Source organism: Sphingomonas sp. KR3-1 (genome assembly GCF_040049295.1).
GTDB lineage: Bacteria > Pseudomonadota > Alphaproteobacteria > Sphingomonadales > Sphingomonadaceae > Sphingomonas.
Genome location: NZ_JBDZDQ010000002.1, coordinates 720,227 through 740,712 on the forward strand (window position 1 = coordinate 720,227; position 20,486 = coordinate 740,712).

The 20,486-nt window shown below is 68.2% G+C and carries 18 protein-coding genes; all 18 read left to right on the top strand.

Features of this window, described 5'->3' with window-relative positions; translation table 11 throughout:
- Positions 1–97 precede the first annotated feature (97 nt).
- A complete protein-coding gene (locus tag ABLE38_RS15175) occupies positions 98–1,090 on the top strand; it encodes a cysteine synthase A (protein WP_348975064.1) in 993 nt (330 codons plus the stop codon).
- Between the two features lie 84 nt (positions 1,091–1,174).
- The gene (locus ABLE38_RS15180) at positions 1,175–1,468 is read left to right on the top strand and encodes a hypothetical protein (protein WP_348975065.1); all 294 of its coding nucleotides are present in this window, start codon (positions 1,175–1,177) and stop codon (positions 1,466–1,468) included.
- Between the two features lie 579 nt (positions 1,469–2,047).
- Entirely contained in the window at positions 2,048–2,533 is a 486-nt protein-coding gene (locus ABLE38_RS15185) for a division/cell wall cluster transcriptional repressor MraZ (protein WP_348975066.1), read from the top strand.
- Between the two features lie 17 nt (positions 2,534–2,550).
- On the top strand, positions 2,551–3,495 hold the full coding sequence (gene rsmH, locus ABLE38_RS15190) for a 16S rRNA (cytosine(1402)-N(4))-methyltransferase RsmH (protein ID WP_348975067.1): 945 nt from the start codon (positions 2,551–2,553) through the stop codon (positions 3,493–3,495).
- A 1-nt stretch (position 3,496) separates the two neighbouring features.
- Positions 3,497–4,063, top strand: a complete 567-nt coding sequence (locus ABLE38_RS15195; protein WP_348975068.1) for a hypothetical protein — start codon at positions 3,497–3,499, stop codon at positions 4,061–4,063.
- Complete coding sequence (locus ABLE38_RS15200) at positions 4,060–5,775, top strand: penicillin-binding protein 2 (protein WP_348975069.1); 1,716 nt, start codon at positions 4,060–4,062, stop codon at positions 5,773–5,775. Before ABLE38_RS15195 ends, ABLE38_RS15200 begins: the two co-directional genes overlap by 4 nt.
- The gene (locus ABLE38_RS15205) at positions 5,772–7,190 is read left to right on the top strand and encodes a UDP-N-acetylmuramoyl-L-alanyl-D-glutamate--2,6-diaminopimelate ligase (RefSeq protein WP_348975070.1); all 1,419 of its coding nucleotides are present in this window, start codon (positions 5,772–5,774) and stop codon (positions 7,188–7,190) included. The genes ABLE38_RS15200 and ABLE38_RS15205 overlap by 4 nt, the downstream gene beginning before the upstream one ends.
- A complete protein-coding gene (gene murF / locus ABLE38_RS15210; protein ID WP_348975071.1) occupies positions 7,187–8,560 on the top strand; it encodes a UDP-N-acetylmuramoyl-tripeptide--D-alanyl-D-alanine ligase in 1,374 nt (457 codons plus the stop codon). Before ABLE38_RS15205 ends, murF begins: the two co-directional genes overlap by 4 nt.
- Positions 8,560–9,630, top strand: coding sequence for a phospho-N-acetylmuramoyl-pentapeptide-transferase (mraY, locus tag ABLE38_RS15215; protein WP_348975072.1), 1,071 nt, complete (start codon positions 8,560–8,562; stop codon positions 9,628–9,630). Before murF ends, mraY begins: the two co-directional genes overlap by 1 nt.
- The gene (gene murD / locus ABLE38_RS15220) at positions 9,627–10,916 is read left to right on the top strand and encodes a UDP-N-acetylmuramoyl-L-alanine--D-glutamate ligase (protein WP_348975073.1); all 1,290 of its coding nucleotides are present in this window, start codon (positions 9,627–9,629) and stop codon (positions 10,914–10,916) included. Before mraY ends, murD begins: the two co-directional genes overlap by 4 nt.
- Positions 10,913–12,142, top strand: coding sequence for a putative peptidoglycan glycosyltransferase FtsW (locus ABLE38_RS15225; protein WP_348975074.1), 1,230 nt, complete (start codon positions 10,913–10,915; stop codon positions 12,140–12,142). Before murD ends, ABLE38_RS15225 begins: the two co-directional genes overlap by 4 nt.
- Positions 12,139–13,290, top strand: coding sequence for an undecaprenyldiphospho-muramoylpentapeptide beta-N-acetylglucosaminyltransferase (gene murG, locus ABLE38_RS15230; RefSeq protein WP_348975075.1), 1,152 nt, complete (start codon positions 12,139–12,141; stop codon positions 13,288–13,290). Before ABLE38_RS15225 ends, murG begins: the two co-directional genes overlap by 4 nt.
- Positions 13,287–14,702, top strand: coding sequence for a UDP-N-acetylmuramate--L-alanine ligase (gene murC / locus ABLE38_RS15235; protein WP_348975076.1), 1,416 nt, complete (start codon positions 13,287–13,289; stop codon positions 14,700–14,702). The genes murG and murC overlap by 4 nt, the downstream gene beginning before the upstream one ends.
- Positions 14,699–15,637, top strand: coding sequence for a UDP-N-acetylmuramate dehydrogenase (murB, locus tag ABLE38_RS15240; RefSeq protein WP_348975077.1), 939 nt, complete (start codon positions 14,699–14,701; stop codon positions 15,635–15,637). The genes murC and murB overlap by 4 nt, the downstream gene beginning before the upstream one ends.
- A 5-nt stretch (positions 15,638–15,642) precedes the next feature.
- A complete protein-coding gene (locus ABLE38_RS15245) occupies positions 15,643–16,557 on the top strand; it encodes a D-alanine--D-alanine ligase (RefSeq protein ID WP_348975225.1) in 915 nt (304 codons plus the stop codon).
- Positions 16,554–17,447, top strand: coding sequence for an FtsQ-type POTRA domain-containing protein (locus ABLE38_RS15250; RefSeq protein ID WP_348975078.1), 894 nt, complete (start codon positions 16,554–16,556; stop codon positions 17,445–17,447). The genes ABLE38_RS15245 and ABLE38_RS15250 overlap by 4 nt, the downstream gene beginning before the upstream one ends.
- Before the next feature lie 82 nt (positions 17,448–17,529).
- Complete coding sequence (gene ftsA / locus ABLE38_RS15255) at positions 17,530–18,789, top strand: cell division protein FtsA (RefSeq protein ID WP_348975079.1); 1,260 nt, start codon at positions 17,530–17,532, stop codon at positions 18,787–18,789.
- A 113-nt stretch (positions 18,790–18,902) separates the two neighbouring features.
- Positions 18,903–20,429 carry a cell division protein FtsZ gene (ftsZ, locus tag ABLE38_RS15260; protein ID WP_348975080.1) on the top strand — a complete coding sequence of 509 codons (1,527 nt, stop codon included), beginning with the start codon at positions 18,903–18,905 and terminating at the stop codon, positions 20,427–20,429.
- Positions 20,430–20,486 lie beyond the last annotated feature (57 nt).

A 20,486-nucleotide genomic window follows, 5' to 3' on the forward strand; every position in this document is an offset into this window, starting at 1 on the left:
CGCGGCATAAGCGTTCCGTAAAGCCGCGAAGCCCGGCTTCTGCATGCCCTGCCAGCGCTTGCTTGCGGCGGGCGGCAAAGCGCTCCATCTAGCGGCCATGCATGCGACATCCGACACGCTGGCGCTCATCGGCAACACGCCGCTGGTGCGCCTCAAGGGGCCGAGCGAGGCCACGGGCTGCGAGATCTACGGCAAGTGCGAGTTCGCCAATCCGGGGGCCTCGGTGAAGGACCGGGCCGCGCTCTACATCGTCAACGACGCCGAGGCGCGCGGGCTGATCCAGCCGGGCGGCACGATCGTCGAGGGAACGGCGGGCAATACCGGCATCGGCCTGGCGCTGGTCGCCAATGCCAAGGGCTACAAGACGATCATCGTCATGCCCGAGACGCAGAGCCGCGAGAAGATGGACACGCTGCGCGCGCTCGGCGCCGAGCTCGTGCTGGTGCCGGCGGCGCCCTATTCGAACCCCGGCCATTTCGTCCACACCTCGAGGCGGATCGCCGAGGAGACGCCCAACGCGATCTGGGCCAACCAGTTCGACAACACCGCCAACCGCAAGGCGCACATCCTGGGCACCGCCGAGGAGATCTGGGCGCAGATGGACGGGCGGATCGACGGCTTCACCTGCGCGGCGGGCACCGGCGGCACGATCGCCGGGGTCGGCATGGGGCTGAAGGCGAAGGACGAGAATGTCTGCATCGCGCTCAGCGATCCGCACGGCGCCTCGCTCTACAGCTGGTACGAGTGCGGCGAGCTCAAGGCCGAGGGCAGCTCGGTCGCCGAGGGCATCGGCCAGGGGCGGATTACCGGCAACCTCGAGGGCGCGCCGATCGACGCGCAGTTCCGCATCTCCGACGAGGAGGGGCTGGAATGGGTCGAGCGGCTGCTCAAGGAGGAGGGGCTGTGCCTCGGGCTCTCCTCGGGCATCAACGTGGCCGGCGCGGTGCGGCTGGCGAAGGCGCTGGGGCCGGGCAAGCGCGTCGCGACGATCCTGTGCGATACCGGATTCCGTTACCTTTCAACGCTGTACAATGGCGAGTGGCTCGCGGCCAAGGGCCTGCCCGTCCCGGAGTGGCTCGCACGCGGGTGAACGATCCGTCTCGACAGCGGCTCACTTCGGCGTTACATTTATGCAACAGATATGAGTGTGGGATCGCCTGATACCGCCCAGACGATGCAGCGTGTCTACGTTGGTCTGACGGGCCTGGCCGTGGTGACGGTGCTGATCGTGCTGGCAAGCGCGGTCATCGCTTGGCGCACGCGCGACGTGGCGATCTCGGCGATCGGCGGCGCCAACCAGACCGTGGTCGCCAACATGACCACGATGGGCAACAGCCTGGGCGAGAAGACCAAGGAAGAGCCACTCGCCGAGCTCGGCGTCGCGCCGAGCGCTTCCACCACCGAGAAGGTCGACGCCGCGGCGATCGCGCGCCAGCAGGCGGCGCAGCAGAACGGCGAGACGCGCTAGCGTTTCCCCTGTCGGCGCAAATGCGCGCCGAGCGTCCTTCCCACCATTTCGATCCGGCAGAACGGGGCCGCCCGCCATCCACAATTTCTTGCTCGGGACCGCGCAAGACGGCTTGAGTTCCTAACGAAAATGGTAAACGCGCGCCGGTTTTCGCGGCGACTCGCCGGATTTCTGCGGTTTTCTGCAGCCGCGCCGCTGGCTGCGCCCGAGCGCGCCTGCTAGGCATTTTCGAGGAAAAACGGGGAATTCGCGCCACTTGGCGTGGATTCCGGGGACGGCGCGGGATTGCGCCCCACTTTCAGGAATTACCCGTAATCGCTGCGGCATTTACCTAGGAGCTCGCTGAAACGAACCAAGAACAAATGCCGATTCTAAGAAAAACACGCGCCAAAAATGGCGCTGAGTGGGGCTAAATCCCGCTCTATCCCCAATTCTCCCGTTGTATCCCGGGCCACTTGTGGTAAAACGGGATGCTTAAGAGGGGGCACACCCTTTTCACCGTCATTCGCAAGCGCCGGACCTGGCCGTGGGGGCTGATTCCGGAGACGGGAAAGCTGTGCCCGTTTGGGGTATTCGGGCGTGGCGGACAGGGAGCTCTTCGAGGGATTTGCGCTCCAGGCGGTGGACCAGAAGGGCCGCGTCGCCATCCCTGCCGACCTGCGCACCGCCGCCGAGCGCAATTCCGACATCCGCCAGATCGTCGTCGGCTTGCACCCGTTCGACCCTTGCCTCTCGGCCTATGACCTGAGCTGGTCGAAGGAGCGCTACGACCGCATCGACCGCAAGGAGCAGCTCGACGCCGATCGCGGCAACGAGGTGGACTATCGCGCCAAGCGCCGCGCCTTCGGCCAGGTCGAAAAGGCGCCGTACGACGATTCCGGCCGCTTCGTGATCCCGCCCTTCTTCCGCATGAAGGCCGGCATCCAGAAATGGGCGCTGTTCTACGGCAGCGGCGAGACCTTCGATATCTGGGCGCCCGAGCGCCTGATGAGCGATCCCGAGGCAGACCCCACGCTGCGCGAGATCTGTGCGTATCTGTGCCAGGCCAAGGGAGTCACGCTGTGAGCTCACGCGCCGCTCCCTTGGCCGAACTGCATATCCCCGTGCTGATGACCGAAGTGGTCGACGGCCTCGCCCCTGTGCCCGGCGAGCGCCATGTCGACTGCACCTTCGGCGCAGGCGGCTACACCAACGCCATCCTCGAGCGGGGTGCCGAGGTGGCCGCCTTCGATCGCGACCCCCGTGCGATCGAAGGCGGCCAAACTCTTGTCGCCCAGGCCGATGGCCGCCTGATCCTGATCGAGGCGCCGTTCAGCCAGCTCGAGCGCGAGCTCGAGGCGCGCGGGCTGGTGCCCGTCGACGGCGTGACGATGGACATCGGCGTCTCGTCGATGCAGCTCGACCAGGCCGAGCGCGGCTTCTCCTTCCAGCAGGAAGGGCCGCTCGACATGCGCATGGCCGGCGAGGGGATGACCGCGGCCGAATGGCTCAACGAAGCGGATGAGGGCGAGATCGCCGACATCCTCTATCAATATGGCGAGGAGCCGCGCTCGCGCCGGGTTGCCAGCGCGATCGTGCGCGCGCGCCCGCTCGTCACTACCACCGACCTCGCCAATGTCGTCCGCAAGGCGCTCGGCTACAAGCCGCACGACAAGAAGGACCCGTCGACCCGGACCTTCCAGGCGGTGCGCATCTTCATCAACCGCGAGCTCGACGAGCTGGCGGAAGGCCTGGCCGCGGCCGAGCGCGTGCTCAAGCCCGGTGGCCGGCTGGCGGTGGTGACCTTCCACAGCCTCGAAGACCGGCTGGTGAAGCGCTTCCTGCGCGAGCGCAGCGGCAGCGAGCCCGCCGGCTCGCGCCACCGCCCGGCCGTCGGCCCGCGTGCCGAGCCCAGTTTCGAACCTCCCGCCAAGGCCGTGAAGCCGGGCGACGACGAGGTTGCCCGTAATCCGCGTGCCCGCTCGGCCACGCTGCGCGTCGCGCGGCGGACTGCAGCGGCCCCGTGGTCCAGTGAAGGAGTTGCGTGAGATGTCGGTTCAGAGCTTCAAGGGACTGGGGTGGTTCCTCTGCGGCGTTATCGTGGCGCCGGCATGCTATATGGTGAACTCGCACGGCGCGGCCGAGCAGGCCAAGCTCAACGCGATGAAGGGCGCGATCCTGCAGGCGCAGAAGGATATCCGCGGCCTCGAGACCGAGTTCCAGACGCGCGCCAACCTCGCCCAGATCGAGCGCTGGAACGGCGAAGTGCTGGCGCTCGCCGCGCCCGCGCCCGGCCAGTATCTGGCGAGCGAGACGGCGCTGGCCAGCCTCGACCAGCCTGCCCAGGTCCAGACCGCGTCGCTGATCGTTCCGACCGGCGCGCCGGCGGCTCAGCCCGTCGCAGCAGTGGCGACGGCATCGGCCCAGCCGGTGCAGGCGGCGCCGGCAGCGCAGCCGGCTTCGGGCAAGAGCGTGGCGCAGCAGGACCGGGAATTGCACGACCTCATGCAGAAGGCTGACAAGCGAGTGGCGATGGTGGACAAGGGCGTGCTCAGCACCTCGACCATCGATGAGCTGAAGAAGCTCGCGCAGCGCGAGAAGCTGGCCCTCCGTTGATCGTCGTCGTCGCCCCGCCGGCCCGCAAGGGCCGTACGGGCGATGCCCGGCAGGCGCTTGTCGCCACCGCCCAGGTCCGCCTGATGATCCTGTCGATCCTGTTCGGGTTCGGCATGCTGCTGGTGATCGGCAAGCTGGCGTTCCTGGCGCTGTGGGCCGAGCCGGCGACCGCGCGCGACATCGCGACGACGCTGATCCCGCCGCGCGGCGACATCACCGATCGCCGCGGCGCGCCGCTTGCGCGCTCGATCGACAGCTGGACGATCGCGATCCACCCCAACCAGGTGATCGGCGACAAGGCCGAGCTCGCCAGGCAGCTCGCCGCGCTGATCCCCGAGCAGAGCGCCGAGCGCTATTTCGCGCTGCTCAAATCGAACAGCGGCTTTGCCTTTCTCAAGCGCCGGGCGATGCCCGAGCTGGTCAATTCGGTGAACGCGCTCGGCCAGCCGGCGATCGAGTTCCAGCGCGAGAACGACCGGCTCTATCCGCAATCGACCCTGGCGGCGCATGTGCTCGGCTATACCGACAGCACCGGCCATGGCCGCTACGGCATGGAGCGCGTGCTCGACGGCCAGCTGCTCGATCCGGCGCGCCGCGGCCAGCCGGTGGCGCTCTCGCTCGACCTGCGCGTGCAGGCGGCGCTGGAGAATGAGCTGGGCACGGCGATGACGCAGCTCCAGGCGCGCGGCGCAGCGGGCGTGATCCTCGACGTGCAGACCGGCGAAGTCATCGCGATGACTTCGCTGCCCGCCTTCAATCCCAACGCGATCGACAGCCCGCCGCCGCGCAACAACGTGACGCAGAGCGTCTACGAGCTCGGATCGACCTTCAAGCCGATCGCCGTTGCTGCCGCGATCGATACCGGCACGATCACCTCGATGGCGCGCCGCTTCGATGCGACGGTGCCGCTCCAGGTCGGCCGCTTCAAGATCCACGACGATCCGGGCGACGAGCAGTTCCGCTGGCTCAACATCCCGGAAACATTGGTCTATTCCTCGAACATCGCCACCGCGCGGATCGCCGACGAGCTCGGCCCGGAGAAGATGCAGGACATCTTCCGCCGCTTCGGCTTCGACAAGAAGCCCGAGATCGAGCTGGATGCGAGCGCCCGGCCGCTGTGGCCGGCGAGCTGGGGCCGGCTGACGGTGATGACCACGGCCTATGGCCACGGCATCGCGGTGACGCCGCTGCACCTCGCCACTGCCTATGCCGCGCTGGTCAATGGCGGCATCCTGCGCCCGGCGACGCTGATGAAGGCCGATCCGGCGCACCCGGTGGCGGGCAGGCGTGTGCTCCAGCCCGCGACGAGCGACCGGATGCGTCAGCTGCTCCGCCTGATCGTGTTGAAGGGCACCGGCCGCAAGGGCGATGCGCCCGGCTTCCGGATCGCAGGCAAGACCGGCACCGCGGAGGCGGCTGCCGGGGGTGGTTACGACAAGAGTCGCAACGTTTCGACCTTCGCTGCGGCTTTCCCGATCGACGCGCCGCGCTATGTGATGGTCGCAATGCTCGATTCGCCCAAAGCCAATCCCGCCATCGGCGTCTACCGCACGACCGCCGCCTGGACGGTGGCGCCCGTGGTGGCGCGCGTGGTGACCCGCACCGGCTCGCTGCTCGGCGTGGTGCCCGATGCGGGACGCGATATTGACGAGCGCGAGCTGCTGCCGCTCATCTGGGCGGGGCCGGACGCCGAAAAGAAGGATCCCGAATGAAACTCGGTGCGCTGACGGGAGGCGGAGAGGACGCCGTCGTCACCGGATTTGCCATCGATCATCGCAAGGTGGCACCCGGCACGATCTTCGGCGCGTTCGAAGGCGCGCGCTTCAACGGCGAGGACTTCATCGCCGATGCGGTGAAATCGGGCGCGGTGGCGATCGTCGCGCGGCCGGGCGCCAAGGTGGAAGGCGCGGTCCATATCGCCGACGACAATCCGCGCGAGAAGTTCGCCCGCCTGGCGGCGCAGTTCTTCGCGCCGTTCCCTGCCACCGCGGTCGCGGTGACCGGGACCAACGGCAAGACCTCCACCGTCGAGATGACTCGCCAGCTCTGGCGGATGCGCGGCTTCCATGCCGCCTCGATCGGCACGCTGGGCGTGACCACCGCCGACGATACCGTCTCCACCGGGCTGACGACGCCCGACATCGTCACCTTCCTCTCCAATGTCGCCGGGCTGGCGCGCGAGGGCGTGAGCCATGTCGCATTCGAGGCGTCGTCGCACGGGCTGTCGCAATACCGCACCGAAGGGTTGCCGGTGAAGGCGGCGGCCTTCACCAACCTCAGCCGCGATCACCTGGACTATCATGGCGACATGGAGACCTATTTCCACGCCAAGATGCGCCTGTTCGCCGACGTGCTCGACATGGACGGCGGCACCGCGGTGGTGTGGGCGGACGATCCCAATGCGCCGCGGATCGAGGATCTGGCGCGGCAGCGGGGCAACAGGCTGGTCACGGTGGGCGAGCATGGCAGCACGCTGCGGCTGGTCGACCGCGCGCCGACGCTGCTCGGCCAGGGGCTGACGATCGAGCATGACGGCACCACCACCAAGGTGAACCTGCCGCTGATCGGCGCCTATCAGGCCGCCAATGCGCTCGTCGCCGCGGGGCTGGTGATCGCGACCGGCGGCGATGTCGCGCAGACCCTCTCCGACCTGAGCCGGCTCCAGCCGGTGCGCGGACGGCTCGAGCGCGCCGTGATCACCAGGGTCGGCGCGCCGGTCTATGTCGATTATGCGCACACCCCCGATGCGCTCGATGCGGCGATCGCTGCGCTGAAGCCGCATACCAGCGGGCGGCTGATCCTCGTCTTCGGCGCCGGCGGCGACCGCGACACCGGCAAGCGCGCCCCGATGGGGCAGGCGGCGACCGCGGGCGCGGACGTGGTGATCGTCACCGACGACAATCCGCGCTCCGAGGATGCCGCGGCGATCCGCGCGCAGGTGCTCGAAGGCGCGCCGGGCGCGATCGAGATCGGCGGGCGTCGTGAGGCGATCAAGGCGGCGATCGACATGGCCGAGAGCCAGGACATCGTGCTGATCGCCGGCAAGGGGCATGAGCAGGGCCAGATCGTCGGCGACATGGTGCTGCCCTTCGACGACGTGACCGTGGCGCGGGAGAGCGTGGCGTGAGGCTCTGGACTTCCGACGAGATCGCCGAGGCGACCGGCGGGACGGCTTCGGCGGACTTCGAAGTCTCGGGCGTCGCCTTCGATTCGCGCGAAGTGGGGCAGGGCGACCTGTTCCTCGCGCTGAAGGGCGAGACCACCGACGGGCACAAGTTCCTCGACCAGACCTTCGCGCAGGGCGCGGCAGGCGCGGTCGTCTCGGTGGCGACCGACTATCCGCACGTGACCGTCGCCGATACGACCGCGGCGCTCGATGCGCTGGGCGCGGCCAGCCGCGCGCGGATGCAGGGCAAGGTCATCGGGGTCACCGGCTCGGTCGGCAAGACCGGCACCAAGGAAGCTTTGTTCGCGGCGCTCGACCGCAATGCGCCGGGCGAGGCGCATCGCTCGGTCAAGAGCTACAACAACCATACCGGCGTGCCGCTGAGCCTGGCGCGGATGCCGCGGAACGCGCGGTTCGGCGTGTTCGAGATGGGTATGAACCATGCGGGCGAGCTGGCGGCGCTGACCCGGCTGGTGCGGCCCCACGTGGCAATCGTCACCACGATCGCGCCGGCGCATATGGGCTTCTTCGCCGATGAAGCCGCGATCGCAGACGCCAAGGGCGAGATCTTCCAGGGGCTCGAGCCGGGCGGCACTGCGGTGATCCCCTTCGACAGCTCGCACCGCGACCGGCTGATCGCGGCGGCGACGCCCTATGCGGCGAAGATCGTCACCTTCGGGCTTCAGGAGGGTGCCGACTACCGCGCCGTCGAGACGATGCGCACCCGCACCGGCGGCACTTTCGTCACCGCGCGCTTCGGGCAGCGCGAGCTGAGCTTCACCCTGTCGCAGCCGGGCGCGCACTGGGTCTCCAACGCGATGGCGATCCTCGCTGCGGTGGACGCGGTGGGCGCCGATCTCGAGCTCGCGGGGCTGGCGCTGGCCGAGCTGGGCGGGATTGCCGGGCGCGGCGCGCGGCTGATGGTGCCGGTGGGCGGCGGCGAGGCGCTGGTGATCGACGAGAGCTACAACGCCAACCCCGCCTCGATGCGCGCGACGCTCGAGGTGCTCGCGCACGAAAAGGGCCGCAAGCTCGCGGTTCTCGGCGAAATGCGCGAACTGGGCGACCATTCCGCCGCGTTTCACGCCGAATTGTCCGGCCCGATCGAGGCCGCAGGAGTGGATTATGCCATTCTAGTCGGCGAAGCGATGCAGCCGCTCGCACAGGCGCTTGAGGGTGTCGTCGATTTCGTCCATGTGCCCGACGCGGCGACCGCGCAGGGCAGGCTTGAAGACATGCTGCAGGCGGGCGACGCGGTTCTCATAAAAGGGTCGAACGGCGTGCGTCTGGGTACGGTGGTCGCGGCGTTGGCGGAAAGGGCACCTGCCTGATGTTGTACTGGATCGCGGAGACGCTGGGCTTTCCGGGCCTCTTCAATCTCTTCCGCTACCTCTCGTTCCGCACCGGTGGCGCGGTGGCGACGGCGCTGCTGATCGGGCTGCTGATCGGCCCGAAGTTCATCGGCTGGCTGCGCGTCCGCCAGGGCAAGGGGCAGCCGATCCGCGACGACGGCCCGCAGAGCCACCTCGCCAAGCGCGGCACGCCGACGATGGGCGGGCTGATGATCCTGACCAGCCTGATGCTCGCGCTGCTGCTGTGGATGGACCTGCGCAACCCCTATGTGTGGGCGTGCATGTTCGTCACCTTCGGCTTCGGCATGATCGGTTTCCTCGACGATTACGACAAGGTGCGGAAGCAGAAGACCGCGGGCGTATCGGGCAAGGTCCGGCTGATCGGCGAGTTCGCGATCGCCGGCATCGCCGCGGCGATCATCTGCTCGCAGAACGGCACGCAGCTCTATGTGCCGTTCTTCAGCGGTTTCCACCCCAATATCAGCTATTTCTACATCGCCTTCGCCGCCTTCGTGATCGTCGCGTTCGGCAACGCGGTGAACCTGACCGACGGGCTCGACGGGCTGGCGACGATGCCGGTAGTGATCGCCAGCATGGCATTCATGCTGATCGCCTATCTGGCCGGCAACAAGATCTACGCGGTGTATCTCGGCATCCCGCACGTGCCCGGCGCTGGCGACCTGGCGATCTTCTGCGGCGCGATGGTGGGGGCGGGGCTCGCCTTCCTGTGGTTCAACGCGCCCCCGGCGGCGGTGTTCATGGGCGATACCGGCAGCCTGGCGCTCGGTGGCGCGCTCGGCACGATCGCGGTGACGACGCACCACGAGCTGGTGCTCGGCATCATCGGCGGCCTGTTCGTGATGGAGGCGCTGAGCGTCATCATCCAGGTCTTCTTCTTCAAGCGTACCGGCAAGCGCGTTTTCCGGATGGCGCCGATCCACCACCATTTCGAGCAGCTCGGCTGGTCGGAGCCGACCGTCGTGATCCGCTTCTGGATCATTGCCTTCGTGCTGGCGCTCGCCGGCCTGGCGACGCTCAAGCTGCGGTGATCACGAGCACGACCTGGCGCGGCAAACGCTATGCAGTGCTCGGGCTGGCGCGCTCGGGGCTGGCGACGGTCGACGCGCTCGTCGCGAGCGGGGCCCAGGTCGTGGCCTGGGACTCGAATGAAGCGGCGCGGTCCAAGGTGCAGGGTGCGGAGTTGGGCGATCCTGTCGAGATCGACCTGACCGGCTTTGCGGCCGTCGTCGTCTCCCCCGGCGTACCGCTCAACACGCATCCGATCGCCGCAAAGGCTGCTGAGGCGGGCGTGCCCATCATCGGCGATATCGAGCTGTTCGCCGAGGCCCGTGCCGAGATGCCCGCGCACCGTGTGGTCGGCATCACCGGCACCAACGGCAAGTCGACCACCACCGCCCTCATCCACCACATCATCGAGACCGCCGGCATTCCCGCGCGGCTCGGCGGCAATATCGGGTTGCCGATCCTGGGGCAGGACCCGCTGCCCGAAAGCGGCGTCTATGTGCTGGAGCTCAGCAGCTACCAGATCGACCTGACCCACAGCCTCGACTGCGACGTCGCGGTGCTGCTCAATATCACCCCCGACCATCTCGATCGCTATGCCGGGTTCGAGGCCTATGCGGCATCGAAGGCGCGGCTGTTCGCGATGCAGTCGCGCGGCCATGCCGCGGTGATCGGTATCGGCGACGCGCCTTCGGCCGCCATTGCCCGTGAAGTGGCGGTTTCGGGTCGCAGCGAGGACCTGACCAAGATCGCCCCCGGCGTGTGCATGGACCAGTCGCGCTGGCCGGCGCTGCAGGGGCCGCACAACGCGCAGAACGCGCTCGCCGCGATTGCCGCCTGCGAGGCGCTCGGCATTTCCCAGGCCGCGATCGACAAGGGGCTGGAGAGCTTCCCCGGCCTGCCGCACCGCATGGAGCGGGTGAAGACGCGCAACGGCGTATTGTTCGTCAACGACAGCAAGGCGACCAATGCGGACTCCACCGCGCCGGCGCTCTCGGCCTATCCGAAGATCCACTGGATCCTCGGCGGCAAGGCCAAGACCAATGACCTCGATGCCTGCCGGCCGGGGTTCGGCCATGTGGTGAAGGCCTATACGATCGGCGAGGCGGGCGAGATGTTCGCGGCGCTGCTCGAGGGCGAGATGCCGGTCGAACGCTCGGGCACGCTCGACGCCGCGGTGAAATCCGCCGCCGCACAGGCCCAGCCGGGCGAAGTCGTGCTGCTCTCGCCGGCCTGCGCCTCGTTCGACCAGTTCAAGGATTACGAAGCGCGCGGCCAGGCCTTTCGCGACGCGGTGGAGGCGTTGGGATGAGTGACGCCGTGCCGCAGGAAGCGGTGCCTGAGGCCCGCCGCCGCGGCCAGCCCCAACTCGGCCGCGCGAGCAAGACGCGCGCCGGCATGTGGTTCTGGGAAGTCGATCGCGTGCTGCTCACGCTGGCGATGCTGCTGATCGCGATCGGCCTGGTCGCCGTCGCGGCGGCTTCGCCCGCCACCGCGCGCCGCTATTCGGACGCCAGCCACATCATGCCGGCGATGCACTATTTCTGGCGCCAGCTGATCTGGGTCTGCGTCTCGGTGCCGGTGCTGATCGGCGTATCGATGCTGCCGGTCACGCTCGCGCGTCGCCTGGCGCTCATCGGCGCGGCGGTGTTCCTCGTTTGCCTGGCGCTGGTGCCGATCATCGGTCACGAAGTGAACGGCGCCAAGCGCTGGATCGGCCCCGAATTCGCGGCCTTCCAGCCTTCCGAGTTCCTCAAGCCGGTCTTCATCGTCGCGACCGCCTGGATGCTGAGCTTCCGCGCCAAGGATCCGCAGCTGCCGGTGCTGTTCGTCACCGGCGGACTGACGGCGCTGGTCGGCGTGCTGCTGATGCTCCAGCCCGATTTCGGCCAGACGATCGTGTTCGCCAGCGTGTGGATCATCCTGCTGATGATCTCGGGCATCTCGCCCGCCGCGATCGCGGGGCTGTTCGGTACCGCGGTGGCCGGCGTCGTCGCGGCCTATCTGTTCTATGGCACCGCGCGCACGCGGATCGACAACTTCCTGTTCCCGACCAAGGATGCCGCGCTTTCCGATCGCTACCAGCTCGAAATGGCGCATGACACGCTCACCTCGGGCGGGCTGTTCGGGCGCGGGCCGGGCAATGGCATGATGAAGTTCAGGCTGCCGGAAGGGCATACCGACTATATCTTCTCGGTGATCGGCGAGGAGTTCGGGCTGATCGCCTGCGCGGTGATCGCGCTGCTCTATTTCGCCATCGTCATCCGCGTGCTGATGAAGCTGCTCGACGAGGAAGACGCGTTCCGCCTGCTCGCGGCCGCCGGCCTGGCGGCGCAGTTCGGCGTGCAGTCGCTGATCAACATGGCGGTGAACACCGGCATCGCCCCGTCCAAGGGCATGACCTTGCCCTTCATTTCCTATGGCGGATCGTCGATGATCGCGCTGGCGATCGGCTATGGGTTGCTGCTCGCCTTCACGCGGCGAAACCCGTATCTGAAGCGCTCGCCCTATACCGGCCGCTGGAGCACCAACGCATGAGTCAGTCCCGAAGCTATGTCCTCGCAGCCGGCGGCACCGGCGGGCATATGGTGCCCGCGGCCGCATTGGCGGCGGAGCTGGCCGAACGGGGCCATCATGTCGCGCTGGTGAGCGACGATCGCGGCGTGCGCTTCCCCGGGCTGTTCGACGGGGTCGAGACGCATGTGCTGCCCGCGGGGCGCCTCGGTGGCGGGCCGCTCGGCTATCTCCGTGCGGCGGGCAAGATCATGGCCGGCCGCTCGATGGCGCTGCGGCTCTACAAGGAATTGCAGCCCTCGGCGGTGATCGGCTTTGGCGGCTATCCCGCGCTGCCGGCGCTGCTCGCGGCGTTCCGCGCTGGCGTGCCGACGATCATCCACGAGCAGAACGCCGTGCTCGGCCGCGTGAACCGTTTCGTCGCCGGCCGCGTCGATGCGATCGCGACCTCCTATGACCAGGTCGACCGGCTCAAGCCGGGCTGGCAGGCCAAGACGCATCTCGTCGGCAATCCGGTGCGCGAGGCGGTGCTGGCGCTGCGCAACCGGCCCTATCCGCTGCTTGAGGAGGACGGCATCTTCCGCGTCCTCGTCACCGGCGGCAGCCAGGGCGCGACCGTGCTCAGTCAGGTGGTGCCGGACGGGCTCGCGCTGCTCCCGGTCCATTTCCGCCGCCGGCTGCAGGTAACGCACCAGGCCCGTGTCGAGGATATCGAGACGGTCCGCGCCAAGTACCAGAACCACGGCATCCCGGCGGACGTCTCGACCTACATCACCGACATGGCCGACACGCTCGCCTGGTCGCACATCGTGATCGCGCGCGCTGGCGCCTCGACGATCGCCGAGCTGACCGCGGCGGGCCGCCCGGCGATCCTGGTGCCGCTGCCGAGCGCCACCGACGATCACCAGACCGCCAATGCCCGCGAGATGACCGCGGCGGGCGGCGCACGGACGATCTCGCAAAAGGGCTTCACCGCCGCCGAGCTCGCCAAGCAGATCCAGAAGCTCGGGCTCGAGCCCCAGGGGCTTGAGAATGCCGCGGCGCGCGCGCGCAGCGTGGGCCGCCCCAACGCCACGCGCGATCTTGCCGATCTCGTCGAATCCATCGATGCGCCGGAGGCCCCGATCAAGGGCGCGCGCATCTCCATGCAAGGAAGGCCAGCGTACGCATGAAGGGTGTCGCAACCGACATCGGTACCATCCATTTCGTCGGCATCGGCGGCATCGGCATGTCCGGCATCGCCGAGGTGATGCATAATCTCGGCTATGTCGTGCAGGGATCGGACGTGGCCGAGGGCTATGTCGTGCAGGGGCTGCGCAGCCGCGGCATTCCGGTGACGATTGGCCATGATGCCGAGAACCTGGGCGACGCGGCGGTGGTGGTGGTCTCCACTGCGATCGTGCGCACCAATCCCGAGGTGGAAGCCGCCTATGTGCGCCGCATCCCCGTGGTGCGCCGTGCCGAGATGCTCGCCGAGCTGATGCGGCTGAAGTCGACGATCGCGGTGGCCGGCACGCATGGCAAGACCACGACGACCTCGATGGTCGCCGCGCTGCTCGATGCAGGCGGGGTCGATCCCACCGTGATCAACGGCGGCATCATCAACCAGTACGGCTCGAACGCGCGTCTCGGCGACAGCGAGTGGATGGTGGTCGAGGCCGACGAGAGCGACGGCAGTTTCCTGCGGCTCGACGGCACCTATGCGATCGTGACCAACATCGATCCCGAGCATCTCGACCATTACGGCTCGTTCGACCGGGCGAAGGACGCCTATGTCGAGTTCGTCGAGAATGTGCCCTTCTACGGCGCGGCGTTGCTCTGCCTCGACCATCCCGAGGTGCAGGCGATCATCCCGCGCGTCCGCGACCGGCGGATCGTGACCTATGGCTTCGCGGCGTCGGCGGACGTGCGTGGCGTCAATGTCGTGCCGCATCATGGCGGCAACCGCTTCGAGGCGATCATCCGCCACCGCGACGGCTCGACCCGCTCGATCGAGGGGATCGAGCTGCCGATGCCGGGCCGCCACAACGTTCAGAACGCGCTCGCCGCGATCGGCGTGGCATTGGAGCTCGGCATCCCCGACGCGACGATCCAGCAGGGCTTCGCCAAGTTCGGCGGGGTCAAGCGGCGCTTCACCAAGGTGGGCGAGACCGACGGCGTGACGATCATCGACGATTACGGCCACCACCCGGTCGAGATCCGCGCGGTGCTGGCCGCCGCCCGCGAGAGCGCCGAGGGCAGGGTGATCGCCGTCGTCCAGCCGCACCGCTTCACGCGCCTCAAGAACCTGATGGACGAGTTCGCCCAAGCCTTCAACGACGCCGACATGGTCTATGTCACCCCGGTCTATGCCGCGGGCGAGCTGCCGCTCGAAGGCGTGAGCGCCGAGGCGCTGGTCGAGAATGTCCAGCGGCGCGGGCACCGCGCGGTGGCAGCGGTCGAGAGCGAGGACATGCTGGTGCAGGCGCTGGCAGGCGTGGTGCAGCCCAGGGACATGGTCATCTGCCTCGGCGCCGGCGACATCACCAAATGGGCCGCGAACCTGGCGGGCGCGATCGAAGAGGCGCGGGAGACGGCGGCGTGAGCCCAGTCTGCACCGCGCTTCCTCCCCTGCGCGGCACGGTCGAGCATCAGGGCAGCCTGGCCGACTTCATCTGGTTCCGCACCGGCGGCCCGGCCGAATGGCTGGTGCGCCCCGACGATGTGGAAAGCCTTGCGGCGTTCCTGGCCGGCCTCGCCCCCGAGGTGCCGGTCCTGCCGGTGGGTGTCGGCTCGAACCTGATCGTGCGCGACGGCGGCGTGCCGGGCGTGGTGGTGCGGCTGCCCAAGGCGATGGCCAAGGTTTCGATCGAGCCCGGCAACCGGGTTCGCGCGGGCGGGGCCGCGATGGGGATCACCGTGGCGAGTGCTGCGCGCGATGCGGGCATTGCCGGGCTCGAGTTCCTGCGCGGGATTCCGGGGACGGTCGGCGGCGCGGTGCGGATGAACGCCGGCGCCTATGGCCGCGACACCAGCGATATTCTGGTCGAGCTGACCCTCGTGACTCGAAACGGGACGGTCGAGACCTGGCCGGCGGCCAAACTCGGCTACACCTATCGCCATTCCGAGCTGCCCGCAGGGGCGGTGGTGGTCGAGGCGCTGTTCGAGGGCACGCCCGGCGACAAGGCGGTGATCGGCGCCGAGATGGATCGGATCGCCGCGGAACGCGAGGCTTCGCAACCGCTTAGGTCGCGTACCGGCGGCTCGACCTTCAAGAACCCGCAAGGGCATAGTGCCTGGAAGCTGGTCGACGACGCGGGCTGTCGTGGCCTGACCCGGGGCGATGCGCAGGTCAGCGAAAAACACTGCAATTTCCTGCTCAACCTTGGCAATGCTTCCTCGGCCGACATCGAGGCGCTGGGCGAGGAAGTCCGCGCCAAGGTGAAGGCGCAATCCGGCATCGAGCTGGAGTGGGAAATCCAGCGTGTCGGCATGTTTGCCGACGACGCCGACCAAGACGCTATTGGGGTGGATAAGTGAGCAAGTTGCACGTTGCCGTACTGATGGGGGGCTGGTCGGCCGAGCGCGAGGTCTCGCTGATGTCCGGGGCAGGCATAGCGGACGCGCTCGAGCAACTCGGTCACCAGGTAACGCGGATCGACATGGACCGCGATGTCGCCTCCAGGATCGCCGAGGCAAGGCCCGATGTGGTGTTCAACGCGCTGCACGGCACCCCCGGCGAGGACGGCACGGTGCAGGGCATGCTCGACCTGATGGGCGTGAAGTACACGCACTCCGGACTGGTTACGTCGGTAATCGCGATCGACAAGCAGCTGACCAAGCAGGCGCTCGTGCCCCATGGCATCCCGATGCCGGGCGGACGCATGGTCAGGACGGACGAGTTGCACCAGGCCGATCCGCTGCCGCGGCCCTATGTGCTCAAGCCGGTCAATGAAGGCTCGTCTGTGGGCGTCGCCATCGTCACCAAGGAAGGCAATTACGGCAACCCGATCGCCGCCGAGGCGGTGGGGCCGTGGCAGGAGTTCGACGAGCTGCTCGCCGAGCCGTTCATCCGCGGGCGCGAGTTGACGACCGCGGTGCTGGCCGGCGAAGCGCTGGGCGTGACCGAATTGAAGCCCAAGAGCGGCTTCTACGACTATGACGCCAAATATACCGACGGTCTCACCGAGCATGTCTGCCCGGCCGAGATTCCCGACGATATCGCCGATGCCTGCAAGCGCATCGCGCTCGAGGCGCACCGGCTGCTCGGCTGCAAGGGTACCTCGCGCTCGGACTTCCGCTGGGACGACAATCTGGGCGTCGAAGGGCTGTTCCTGCTCGAAGTGAACACCCAGCCCGGCATGACGCCGCTCAGCCTGGTGCCCGAGCAGGCAAAGCATCTCGGCATCTCCTATCCCGAGCTGTGCCAGCGCATCGTCGACGAGGCGATGGCCGGATGAGCCGCGCACCGACACGGCGCACGGCGACGCGGCGCGGGGGCAAGCCGGCGCCCAAGCGCAAGCAGCAGGCGCGCCGGAAGCAGCCCGGGCTGATGGACCAGGCGCTCGCCGCGCTGCCGTTCAGCCAGGCAACGCTCACCCGCATGGCGACCTGGGGCATTGTCGGCATGTTCGGGATCGGGCTGATCACCGTCGCGACCTGGTTCGGCGTGCCGCAGATCATCGGCACCGGCGCCGCCCAGGCGGTGGGCGAGGCGGGGCTGCGCGTCGACACGATCCAGATCAACGGCCTCAAGCGGATGGACCGCATGACCGTGTACCAGCAGGTGCTCGACCAGAATTCGCGCGCGATGCCGCTGGTCAATCTGGGGGACGTCCGCACGCGGCTGCTCGCCTATCCCTGGATCAAGGACGCCCGCGTCTCGCGCCGCCTGCCTGACAAGCTGCTGATCGACATCGTCGAGCGCGAACCCGCGGCGATCTGGCAGAACCATGGCCAGCTGATGCTGATCGACCCGAGCGGCGTGCCGCTCGAGCCGGTCTCGCGCGAGGCGATGCCCGATCTGCCGCTGATCGTCGGCGACGGCGCCAATTCGCAGGAGCCGGCGCGCCGCGACCTGATGGACAGCGCGCCCGCGCTCAAGCCGCTGGTCCGTGCCGCCACGTGGGTCGGCAATCGTCGCTGGGACATTACCTTCGATACCGGCGAGAAGCTCCAGCTGCCCGAGGGCGACAAGGAAGCCAAGGACGCGCTGAAGACCTTTGCCGAGAAGGATGGCGCCTATCGCCTGCTTGGCCGCGGCAATCTGGGGTTCGACATGCGTGACCCCGATAACCTGGTTGTCCGCAGGCCCGCCGCGATCGGCGCGCCGGCTGCTACGGGATTATGATGAACACCGTAGTTGCCATGAGAGGAAAATACTGATTCATAAGCTGAATCAGGAAGTGGGCGTTTTTTGAAGTGAGGGGCTTATGGCGAAGGCTGCACCGGAAGGACTGATCACCGCGCTGGACGTGGGCTCGTCCAAGGTCTCGGCGCTGATCGCGCAGAAGGCGGATGACGGAACGCTGGTGGTGCTCGGCACCGGCCAGCGCGAGAGCCGTGGCGTCAAGCGCGGCTATGTCGCCGACATGCACGCCACCGAGCTGGCGATCCGCGAGGCGGTCGAGCAGGCGGAGCGCATCGCCGGGCAGAATATCGAGGACGTCTGGGTGAGCTTCTCCGCCGGCGGCCTGATCTCCGACATCGTCCGGCTGGAATCGGACCTGGGCGGCCACCGCATCGAGCAGAACGACGTCGACGAGCTGCTCAAGGCCGGTCGCGACGCTATCGATCCGCAGGGCAAGATGGTGCTCCACGCCCAGCCGACGCGCTACACGGTCGACGGCCTGGCCGGCGTGCGGCGCCCGTTGGGGCTGCATGCCGAGCGGCTGGGCGTCGACATCCATGTCGTCGCGACCGACGGTGCGCCGGTGCGCAACCTCGATCACTGCGTCCGCTCGGCGCATCTCGAGGTCCGCTCGATCATCGCCGCCCCGGTGGCGACGGGCCTCGCCTGCCTGACCGACGAGGAGCGCGAGCTCGGCGTCGCACTGATCGAGATCGGCGCGGGCGTGACCAACGTCTCGGTCTTCTCGCAGGGCGTGCTCTCGGGCCTCGCCTCGATCGCGATGGGCTCGGCCGACATCACCGACGACATCGCCTCGTCCTTCGGCACCGCGCGTGCCTGGGCCGAGCGTACCAAGTGCTTCCACGGCTCGGCGAACCTCAGCCCGCGCGACAATCACGAGATGATCGAAGTGGTGCCCGCGATCCCCGACGAGGGCAGCGAAGGCCCGCGCATCACCAAGGCGCAGCTCAATGCGATCATCCGCAAGCGGCTCGAGCGGCTGATGGGCGAGATCCAGAAGGAGCTGAAGAAGCTCTCGTTCGAGGATCCGGCCGGCCGCCAGATCGTCCTTACCGGCGGCGGCGCCGAGCTGAAGGGCGTGGCGGACTATGCCCAGCAATTCCTCGGCAGCGCGGTGCGCGTCGGCCGGCCCAAGGGGCTGGTGGCGCTTCCCGAGGCGCATGCCGGCCCGGCCTTCGCCACTTTGGCGGGCCTGGCGCGCTTCGCAGCATCCGATCCGATCGACCTGCGCGCGCTCGAGCCGAACCACCAGATGGTGACCCGGACGAGCCCGGGAGCCCTTATGCAGCGGCTAATCGCGGCGTTCCGGGCGAATTATTAGAAGAAATGCGTTGGTAACTTCGCGTTCCCTCTAGAGTCGCCCCCGGCGTTCGTGCAGAACGGGGCCAAATTACGCGCCTGTGACAGCCACGCAGGCGCAGGGAGAACAAGGCGATGAGTATCGATTTCCTTCCGCCCGACGTGGACGAGCTGACCCCGAAGATCACCGTGGTCGGTGTGGGCGGCGCGGGCGGCAACGCCATCGCGAACATGATCCGCGCCGACGTGCAGGGTGTCGACTTCGTCGTCGCCAACACCGACGCGCAGGCACTCAAGCAGTCGAGCGCGGGGCATCGCATCCAGCTCGGCGCGAAGATCACCCAGGGCCTGGGTGCCGGCAGCCGGCCCGAGATCGGTCGCGCCGCCGCCGAAGAGACGATCGACAGCGTCCAGAAGGCGCTCGAGGGCGCCCACATGGTGTTCATCGCCGCCGGCATGGGCGGCGGCACCGGCACGGGTGCGGCGCCGGTGATCGCCAAGGCCGCGCGCGACCTGGGCATTCTGACCGTGGGCGTCGTCACCAAGCCGTTCGCCTTCGAGGGCAAGCGCCGTGCGGCGTCGGCGGAAGCCGGCATCAACGAGCTGCAGAAATATGTCGATACGCTGATCGTCATCCCGAACCAGAACCTCTTCCTGATCGCCAACGCGAACACGACCTTCAAGGAAGCATTCGAGATGGCCGACGAGGTGCTGCAGCAGGGCGTACGCGGCATCACCGACCTGATGGTCATGCCGGGCCTCATCAACCTCGACTTCGCCGACGTCCGTTCGGTGATGCAGGAGATGGGCAAGGCGATGATGGGCACCGGCGAGGCGGACGGCGACGACCGCGCGCTGATCGCGGCGCAGAAGGCGATCGCCAACCCGCTGCTCGACGGCGTGAGCATGAACGGCGCCAAGGGCGTGATCGTCTCGATCACCGGCGGCGAGGACATGCGCCTGCTCGAGGTCGACGAAGCCGCGAACCATATCCGCGAGCTGGTCGATCCGGATGCGAACATCATCTGGGGCTCGGCGTTCAATCCGGAGCTCGAGGGCAAGATCCGCGTCTCGGTCGTCGCGACCGGCATCGATGCCGATGCGCAGCCGGTCGCCGCGCCGCGCGCCGCCGAGCAGCCGCGCGTCTTCTCCTTCTCGACGCCGCGCCGCACCGCCGCCGATCCGGCACCGGCCAGCGCGCCGGAGCCCGCTGCCGAGGAAGCGCCGCTGGAGCCGCCGGTTCCCGCAGCCTATGAGCCGGTGGCCGAAGCCGATCCCATGCCGCTCTCGCCGCCGGTTCCGGAAGCCTATGAGCCCGAGCCCGAGCCGGCCCAGGCAGCGCCGGTCCAGTCGAACTGGGTCGATGACGGCAAGGACAGCGACGAGGACGAGCTCGTCCTCGGTGCCGACAGCCTGGTTCCCGAAGCGCCGCAGCCGGTCGCCGAAGAGCCCACGCCCGCACCGGCCTCGCGCCGCCGCTGGCTGACCGGCGGGGACGACGAGGAAGCCTCGCCGCTGGCCGAGAAGCCGGCGAAGAAGAGCGGCGGCACGCTGTTCGAGCGCATGGCGATGGCATCGCGCGGCGCAGCCAAGGCCGAGGATGAAGAGGACAAGGACCCGCTCGACATCCCGCGCTTCCTGCGCAGCCAGAACAACCAGTAAGTCATTCGTCGCCGGCGGGGCTCGTTTCGGCGAGCCTTGCCGGCGTCGTCATTGTCG